This window comes from Nitrospirota bacterium, assembly GCA_035516965.1.
GTDB lineage: Bacteria > Nitrospirota > UBA9217 > UBA9217 > UBA9217 > MHEA01.
The window spans coordinates 22,481-31,005 of record DATIZR010000036.1; the positions used below are offsets into that span (position 1 = coordinate 22,481).

6 protein-coding genes and 1 riboswitch are annotated in these 8,525 nt (G+C 56.8%); all 6 genes read right to left on the reverse strand.

Annotated features, from left to right (window positions below; genetic code table 11):
• Complete coding sequence (locus VL197_04245; GenBank protein HUJ17183.1) at positions 1–603, reverse strand: MotA/TolQ/ExbB proton channel family protein; 603 nt, start codon at positions 601–603, stop codon at positions 1–3.
• A 114-nt stretch (positions 604–717) separates the two neighbouring features.
• Positions 718–1,008, reverse strand: coding sequence for a hypothetical protein (locus VL197_04250; GenBank protein ID HUJ17184.1), 291 nt, complete (start codon positions 1,006–1,008; stop codon positions 718–720).
• Between the two features lie 214 nt (positions 1,009–1,222).
• Positions 1,223–1,804 (reverse strand): tetratricopeptide repeat protein, encoded by a 582-nt coding sequence (locus VL197_04255; protein HUJ17185.1) that lies wholly within the window; start codon positions 1,802–1,804, stop codon positions 1,223–1,225.
• A gap of 235 nt (positions 1,805–2,039) precedes the next feature.
• Positions 2,040–5,051: a tetratricopeptide repeat protein gene (locus tag VL197_04260; protein HUJ17186.1), complete on the reverse strand. Its 3,012-nt coding sequence runs from the start codon at positions 5,049–5,051 to the stop codon at positions 2,040–2,042.
• 241 nt (positions 5,052–5,292) lie between these two features.
• A complete protein-coding gene (locus VL197_04265; GenBank protein HUJ17187.1) occupies positions 5,293–7,173 on the reverse strand; it encodes a hypothetical protein in 1,881 nt (626 codons plus the stop codon).
• Between the two features lie 5 nt (positions 7,174–7,178).
• Positions 7,179–7,703 carry a hypothetical protein gene (locus VL197_04270; GenBank protein HUJ17188.1) on the reverse strand — a complete coding sequence of 175 codons (525 nt, stop codon included), beginning with the start codon at positions 7,701–7,703 and terminating at the stop codon, positions 7,179–7,181.
• 106 nt (positions 7,704–7,809) lie between these two features.
• Positions 7,810–7,921: riboswitch (cyclic di-GMP riboswitch) on the reverse strand.
• Between the last annotated feature and the right edge of the window lie 604 nt (positions 7,922–8,525).

Genomic DNA, 8,525 nt, shown 5'->3' on the forward strand with positions numbered 1-8,525 from the left:
TCAGCTCCTGTCAAGGTGGTACTTGCTGAAATTGGAGATGGCATTGAGCGCCTTTACCGATGCCATGTCCAGGCTGTTCACGATCTGGCCCGTGGTCGTTGTCAGGCGGGCATGGAGCAGGAGCAGCGGGATCGCGGACATCAGGCCGAAGGCAGTGCAGTTCATGGCCTCCGAAATGCTGGCCGCGAGCAGGGCGGCCTTCTCGGCGGGGCTCGCCGTGGCAACCGCGGCGAAGGCCTGGATGAGGCCCATGATGGTGCCGAGCAGTCCGAAGAGGGTGGCGATGTTCGAGAACAATGCAAGGTAGGGAGTGCGTTTTTCCAGTTCGGGAATGATCTCCATCATGCTCTCTTCCATGGCGATTTCGATATCTTCCCGCCGCCTGACCGCACCCTGGCGCGCCAATCCCATCCCCAGCATCTGGGCCATGCTGGATTTGTCCTTGTTGGCCAGTTCCCGGGCTTTATCGAACTCTCCCTTGACCAGCTCCGGATACAGCACGTCCCAGGTTTTTTTATTTGCCTCCCGGGCACGGTTTAATTGAACCCAGCGTTCGTACGCGATGGCAAGACCGGCCGCAAGCACGAGTAGAATAGGGAACATGAAGAAACCGCCCATCTGGAAAAACCTGACTATTGCAGAGAAAAATCCCATGTTTTGCTCCTCCGTTTTCGCTCGTGAAAGAACGTTCGTATTGTCAATCCCGAAGTGACATCCTTATTTCTTGGTGCTGATCTCAAAAAGATCCAATTGCCGCATAAAGACCTCTCGATCCACCGGCACAGCACTTTCGGTCAGCATCATGTTCAAGCCTGTCTCCGCACCGATTTCAGACGTTTTCCAGGGCACAATATACAGGGATTTGGGCGCATCATCGTTGCCCACGATGGACATGCCCGAAAGCTCTTTGGCGGCCGGTGCCTTGACCTGTGATTCCTTATCCTTGGCCATGGCCGTGCCGAGCAGCGCCAGAAGCAGACACAGCCAAAGCAGTGGTTTTCGATGCATACTTTCTCCTTTCATCACCTAACCTGGAAAGCGAACCAAAACAAGAGTCTTTATTCACCACAGGCGTGCCCTGCATTCGCGCTGTGTACTCATAAACACCGGGTGCTGGCTGAGAAGCGCGCACGGATAAACTCAGATAATAAATATTTTAATCTGTGTGTTGAGGCGCAGCCGAGACCTGTGCTCATCCGTGGTCGAAATAGTGACATTATCTTCATTTAACGCCCGGCCGCATGCGCAGCTCGGCAATCCAGATTTTGACCTGCCCGTCCGCGGGCATCCCCTCGCTGTAGATCTCGAATTGCTTGAGGGCGCATGGCGCGTCATTCAGATACAGATCGCAGAGGATCCCGAGATTTCTGCGGGCAGGAAGATAGTCCGGGAAAGCAGCGATCGCTTTCTCATAGACCTCCCGTGCCTCGCTGAAACGACCTGCCTTGCGAAGCAACAGACCGTATTCATTGCTCGCGACCGGATGACCGGGGACCAGCCCCAAAGCCGTTCTGAGGTGCTGCTCTGCCAGCTCAGGCTTCCCGGTCAGCACGTACGCTTCTGCAATGTTGATATGCGGTGCCGTGCTGCCTGGTGACCGCTCGATCACCTTTGTCAGAAGTTCGATGGCCGCAGCATTGTTTCCGTCATTCATCAGGGCCACGGCGCGCTCGAATTCGCCGCGCAATTCGGCATCGACGACCGGTTGTTCCTGGATAACGAACCCTTGCCGGCCGTCTTTGAGCCGGTCCACGGTGGGACCTGTGTTTTTAACGGCGCACCCGGAAAAAAGCGCGAGCACCATCACCAGTGCCACCCACCCGGTCCGCCTTCTGACGTTCGACCACTGTATCTGCCCTGCATTTCTGGCCTGCACCGCCCGGCTCCTATCTTATACACCTGGTCCGGATAAACCGGAAAAGCTTTTAGCCACAGAGGACGCCGAGAACACGGAGGAATACAAAAGCAAAAATAGCTTTTTGGCCTTTCTCTGTGGCCTCGGCGGCCAAGATATTCCTAAGCTTTATTCCCCCCCCAACTCAGGGGGTACCCTTGTTGTCCTTGCTGTCTTCTCCCGGAGCAGGCTTTTCCGCCTTTGCGGATTCTTGAGCCGCAGCCGGTTGCGCATCCCGCTTCGCTTCTCCGGCCTGCGCCGCCTTTCTGGGCGTCTGTGGTGCGAACTGCTCCGGATGTTCGATCACGTACGCGTATCTGTCCAACGAAGTGATAACGGGACTCTTCTCTTCCGGCTTATCGTAACGGGCGGGAACGAGCCTGGCAAGTTTCTCCAAACTCCTGTCGACCCACTCGTTGTAAACACCCCGGGAGATCAATTCGAGATTGCTCATATGCGTTGCAATAGCCTTTTCTTCGAAGGGATACGCCTGCTCCTCGATGGCCAGGTCGTACTCTTCCCGTTCCAAAGCGTTCAGGCCCGCGGGCCGTTCGGAATCTTTCAGGTCCCTGCTGAAGTCGGCATAGGTCTCGGCCAGATAAAAGGCCGCCGCTGCGGTGGCGTCGCCGGCCTCATAATCGAGCAGTTGGCTGAACTGCTGGGTCGCAGCCTTCATCAACTCCTTTTTTTTGCTCAGGTTGATCTCGACCGGTTCGATCAGTTTGACTTCGGCAAACCGGTCGAAGGTCGACCCGGCCAGTACCAATGCGGCTTTCGCGGCAAGGGCGCGGGTCCTCGGCGTGCGCCCGCTGCCCGCGCTCGCGTCAATGGCCACGATCTGCCTGAGTTCGGCCAGGTAGCCGTCCCGGTCTTTCTTCTTCAGAACTTCAGCGATTTTATCGCGTGTTTCCACGTTGGGTTCGACCGGATCGGGGAACTGATTCACATAGCGCCGGTACACGGCCATCGTGCGCGCCTGGTCCCCGGCTTTCTCAAGCAGTTCTGCTTCGGTCAGCAAAGCCTCACGCCTTACGTCATCATCCTTGGATTCCCGTTCTATGCGTTCATATTCATCGGCAGCCAGGGAGAGCTGCCCATCCTCTTGGTACACATAGGCGATCTTCCTGGTCACCTCGGGCTGCAGCGCATGTCCGGGAAACATGCCGCGGAAGCCCGTCAGCACACTCGCAGCCGTCTTCCAATCCCTGATCTGGATCAGCGCGGCAGCCGCATCGTACTCCGCGTTCGCCCGGATCCTGGACGTCGGGGCCAGACGCCCGACGCGCAGGAAATGCTCGGCCGCCGCCTGATGGTCTCCCCGGGCATTCGCCTGTTCTCCCTGCTTGTAAATGGCTGCCGCAAGGTTATCGATCCGGGCATCGCGGTTTTTGTCTCCGGCAGGGAGCAGCTCCAGCAGGTTCCCGTAAGCGGTTTCAGCTTCGCTGTAGCGGCGCAGCTCGTAGGTGGAAAGGCCGATCACCAGCCAGGCCTGGCGCAGGAGGTCCGCATCGGCATTGGGGAATCTGTCGACGAGCCTGCGTGCTACGTTCGCGGCCGGTTCATAATATTGCATGTCGTACAGGTCGTCCGCAGCCGCCCCCAGAACGATTGCTGCCTTCTCATGCTCGGGATAGGTGTCGGCAAACGTGATCGAGCTGCGCACGACCTCCTTCGCCACCTGATCCTTTGCCTCGGGTGCGGCGCCGGTGAAGTCTTTCCGCCAGGCGTAAATTGCCGCGTAGCCGGCCTGCGAGGACTTTTCGTGGCGGGCGTATTCGTAGGCGGTTTTCTCGTATTCCACCGCCGCAAGATCAAAGGAGCGGTTCTCCAGGAGCAGATCCGCCAGCGCATAATTCAGGGCCGGCGCATCCGGGTCCTGGGGAAAGGAAGCGATAAATTCCCGATACCAGTGCACCGCTTCTTCGAAGTTTGTCTTTTTTTCCTTGATCTGCTTCGGGCTCTGGAAAAGCGCGTGATAATGCCTGGCCAGATCCGCGAGGTTCGTTTTGAGCCAGACCAGAACTTCCGGACGGGCGCTGGGTTCGAAGTGCTGCCAGTATTCGGATTTTAATCCGAACTTTTCGGCAAATTGCTTTTTCGCATCAATGGCCAGGCTGGGAAACCTCCCGGCAAGATGGATCTCGATCACCCGCGCCTGGAATTGCGGCGATGCCTTGTGGAAGGGATTGCGGCTGACAAAGGTGTCGTAGGCTGCGGCAGCATCGCTATAGCGTCTTTTGTTGAAGTAAAATTCCGCCAGGTTGCTGTAGACGGCGTCCTCGTAACTGCGCTTCCCCTGCCGGGTGAAGTACTCAACCACGGAGCCGGAGCCCCCGAGGCTGGAGAAACTCAGACTGATGACCCGGAAGGTATCATCGATGCGCTTTCGTTCCGCCTCATCACCGGTTTGACCAAAGTCGTACCCCGTTGACACCTTGTTATCCAGCAGGGCAACGAATTGCTCCAAGGCCTTGTCATACCGTTCCTGCTTGTATAGGGCCCAGCCCGACTTGTACAGGGCGAGCTGAAAATAGGATGAAGAGGCGCCCCTGGCCACAATGCTGTCGTAGGCCTCTTCCGCGTCCGGGTAACGCCTGCGGGTGAAGAAATATTCAGCGCGCCGGAACTGCACTTCATCAATGTACGGGGAGCGCGGATATTCGCGCACCAGCCGGTCCATGACCTGCATGGCCTCCTCGACACGGCCCTGCTCCTCGTAAGCGCGGGACATCTGATACAGCACCTGGTCGTTGTGTTCGTATGTTGGATAATCGTTCAGCAGCTTCTTGTAGAGTTCGATGGCTTCACGGGCGCCGACACGCTCCAGGTCATCAGCTCCTTCGGCAGGTCCGTACCCGGCCCCGGCAGGAGTGTCGGCGGGAACGCGTGCCTGGGCCGCCCTTTTCTCAGTTCCCGTATCGCCGGAAAGAAGGCCATATTCCGTTTCGACTTTCAGGTCCGCCAGGCGACGGATCGCTTCCGGCTTCAGAGCCGAATCCGGCGTCTGATCCAGAAAGCGCCGGTAACTCTCCACCGCTTTCTCGCGTCCGTCCTCGATCTTCTCTTCCTTGATCTCGATCTGCCTGTTCCGCAACTGGGCGATGGTATCCTTGCGGGTCGTTTGACAGGCGCTCAGAAGCAGCGGCAGCACGAGCACGCTCAATCCGGCGACCAGGCATCCCCCGGCTCCCGCCGAGGGAGGAACACGCTTATTCGCGCCAGGCTCTAATAGCCCGCGTCGGCGCGAGTGCGCAGTCCCGCCCAAGCGGAAGAGGGGATCTCTATTCCCGAGGTAAAAAAATGATCCTCTTGAAGCTTCCACCCTCTGGTTCACCGGGCTTCCCTTCGTATTGCGAAAAAATTTCGAATTCGGCCTCTCTTTCCGGAATTCGGCGTCCTCATTGTCCGTCTCTCTTACGGAGTCGGGCCTTGCTGGCCCGATCGTAGCTGTCCGCCAGGGCAAAGCGCGCTTTGACCCGGAATTCCTCAAGACGATCACGCCGTTTGCTCAGTTCATTTACCGCCATGGTCTCGAGCACCTGCCCCTGTTGCACCATCAGGAGCCGTACTTTTTCCCGGGCGGCCTTGATCCGCAGCCGCTGGACGCGGATCGCGTCACCATACCCCTGATAACTCCCGGTCACGGTCTGCCGGGTACGGAAAAATGCCGCGTCTTGCTGGTGGAGCGATTCCAGCTCCCGGTTCAGTTCGTCGAGGTGTTCGCGGACATCGCCAAACCGCCTGTCATACTCCGTATGAATGTTCCAGTACAGCGCCCCCCGCAGCCGACTGATCCGCTCGCCGAACCTTTGTCCGTCGTCGCTCTGCGGGGTTGCCATCTTCTCCAGATGTGCAATCCGCTCGCTCATGGCATGCTCGTCGGCAGTGATCAGGAGATCGGGCCGCGGCGCATGCAGCATGGCCTGCAGCTGCTGTGCGATCCGGTCCCGCTGCTCCGACAGCAACTGCATATGAGACTCGAGGCGCATGAGTTCCCGGTCTATCGAGGGCAGCAGCGGTTCGTAATGCGCCGAGCGCTGCTGGATGATTTCTTCAAAGGCATCCAGGTCCCCGGCCCAGGCCTCCAGTTTTTTCCGCAGCTGCTCGAGGTCGAGATAATTGTTCAGTGATTCCTGAAAATCGTTGGAGGCCATCAGATCGAGCAGGTAGAATGTTTCGGGAGTTTCCGGCAGCTCGCGCAGCTTGACCACCCAGTTGGCATCCTGTTTCAGCTCCTCCCGCACCAGGACCTTGAGAAATTTGCCTTGGCGGATACTCGCGATGGAGGCGCCGAGCTTTTCGATCTCCCTGCCGAACGCCTTGAGGGCCGATTCATACTTCAACGCAGCCGTGCTGTACACACCGAGCCTGCTGTAGGCATAGGGGACGGCGAGCAGGGCTTCCTGCACCGCCGGGTCCGTGGCCTCGCGCTCAGCCACGATGCTCCACGGCACCAGGGCATTTTCGAACCATTCCCGCGAGGCGTCGGTCCAACCCGAGCCGAGCAGCGCCCGGTTGGAAAACGGACCGCTGAGGCGCACCCTGTCGAGCGTCTGCTTGGCGGCCTCGAACTTGTTTTCACTCAACAGCTTTTCGCCGAGGACAAGGTTCGCTTTGTCCTTGATCGCCAGCGTGGCCGGATCGTCGCTCTTTATCCGGCCGGTACGGTCCAGATACTCCCGGCCATCCTGTTCGTTGCCGTTTCTCAGCAGTGCAATCCCCAGATTGTAGGAACTGAACCCTTGCAGGCTTTTCTCGTCCTGCAGGTCTTTCAGAATGGTTATGGCCTCGGCATTGCGGCCGTTGGCCAAAGCGATATTCGCCTCCAAAAAAGCCAGGTCGGAGCGGATCGTTTCGGGAACGGCGCCGCTGATGAGTTCGACAGTCTGCAATGCCTTTTCCGGCTGGTCTTTCTGAAAGTACATCCGGGCCAGGCGGAAAATGGCGTCGTTGCGCAGGTCATCCCCGGCGTTGCCCTCGATCACCGCCTTGATGGCGCGCCCGGCGCGTTGATGCATCCGGTAATTCAGCTCGAAGTCACCCGCGAGCCGTTCGGAGTGGCTGAAAGGCGCGTTGTACCCTGATTCGTCGATCCCGCGGGATTGAGCCTGCTGGGCATCGAGCCGGGCGATGGCTTCGAACCACTCGCCCTGATAGGCGTAATAAAGGGCTTCGCCGTAATCATAGAGATTCTTCTTGTCTTCTGAGTTGGCTATGCCGGCCGAGAATGCAAGCGCTGCGAACAGCAGGGAAGCCAGCACTACAAAAAATCTGGACATGAGCGCTACCAATCCCTCAGGGTGATAATTTGATCAGCGGCATTGATCAGGCGGATTTCTACCATTTTCGGTCCCGCATCTTTGCTGACCTTGAAGCTTTCATTCCTGTAGAATTCCAATCCGCCCGAGTTTTTTCCGGTCAGGAGTACCTGCAGGTCGTGCTCGCCGGATTTGATATTGCCGGTGTAAAGGCGCTGCACGCCACCCTTCTTCAGTGCTTCGAGTTCCCTGACGGTATAGAGGTGATACGTGACCGGTTTGCCCTCCAATTGGATCTCGATCGAATCGGGGCGATACTTCGCCGCCTTGTCCAAAGACAGAAAGACGGCAACCTGGGTACTGGATGGATACAGCAGCTTCTCTTCGAGCAAACGCATTTGCGTCGCGATACTGAGAGTATCGGCCTTGATCTCCTGGACCTGTTCATCCAGACTCTTGCGCTGTTCCTTGGAGACTTCTTCTGCATGTACAGGGAAACTCAGCATCAACATCGCAATGGGTAGAATGAATCCCCTTAAAAGGATGAACACGGCTGCCTCCTGGTATGAACCTGCACCATAAACTTGACGAAAGCATCTGGACGCGAGTCCCCGCCCGGTTCGGATTAAAAAAAGCCGCCAAAGAAAAATCTTATTCTCTGGCGGCTCGACGAGCAGATAAAACAGCAGAACCCGTCATAAGGGTTACCGTTTTATTGAGCTTCGTGGTTCTGCGTCCCCCGGTTCCCCGGAGTTTGCTCTGAGCAAAGTAAGAATTCAGGTAAACCATAAGGTTAAACAAAAAAGCCGCCAAAAAGATCTTATTCTTTGGCGGCTCGACTAGAATATAAAACAGCATGAACGGTCATAAAGATAACTCTTTTAATGAGCTTCACGAATCTACGCCCCCGGGTTCCCGAGGTTTGCTCTGAGTAAAAAACAAGTATTATACCATTTGAGGATGAAAGTGTAACATTTGAAAAAGCGATTGTCAAGCTGGTTATCAGCCTTAAATATTCATATACATTCCCATGCGTGGCAAATAAACATTGCAGCTCAGGCTACTTAAGCGCCAGTGTGTTTCTTTCAGGCGGGAGCCGGAATTGCCGGTGCGGATCGGTTTCGAGATGCCCTTTAAAGCGAGGTGTTCATGTGTAGGTTTCAACCGGAATGCTGCACCTCCTCCGTATCGGCCGGCATTGCAACCTGGTTGTTTACATTACATTCTATATTAACTTCATTCACTGCAAAACAACTGCTATTGCGGTCGTTTCTCTGCCGACAATTCAGACCCAGCCTTACGACTCAATTCTTAACTTCTTCAGCTTCCTGTACAGCGTCGCGAGGTCGACCCCGAGCTTGGCTGCCGAATCT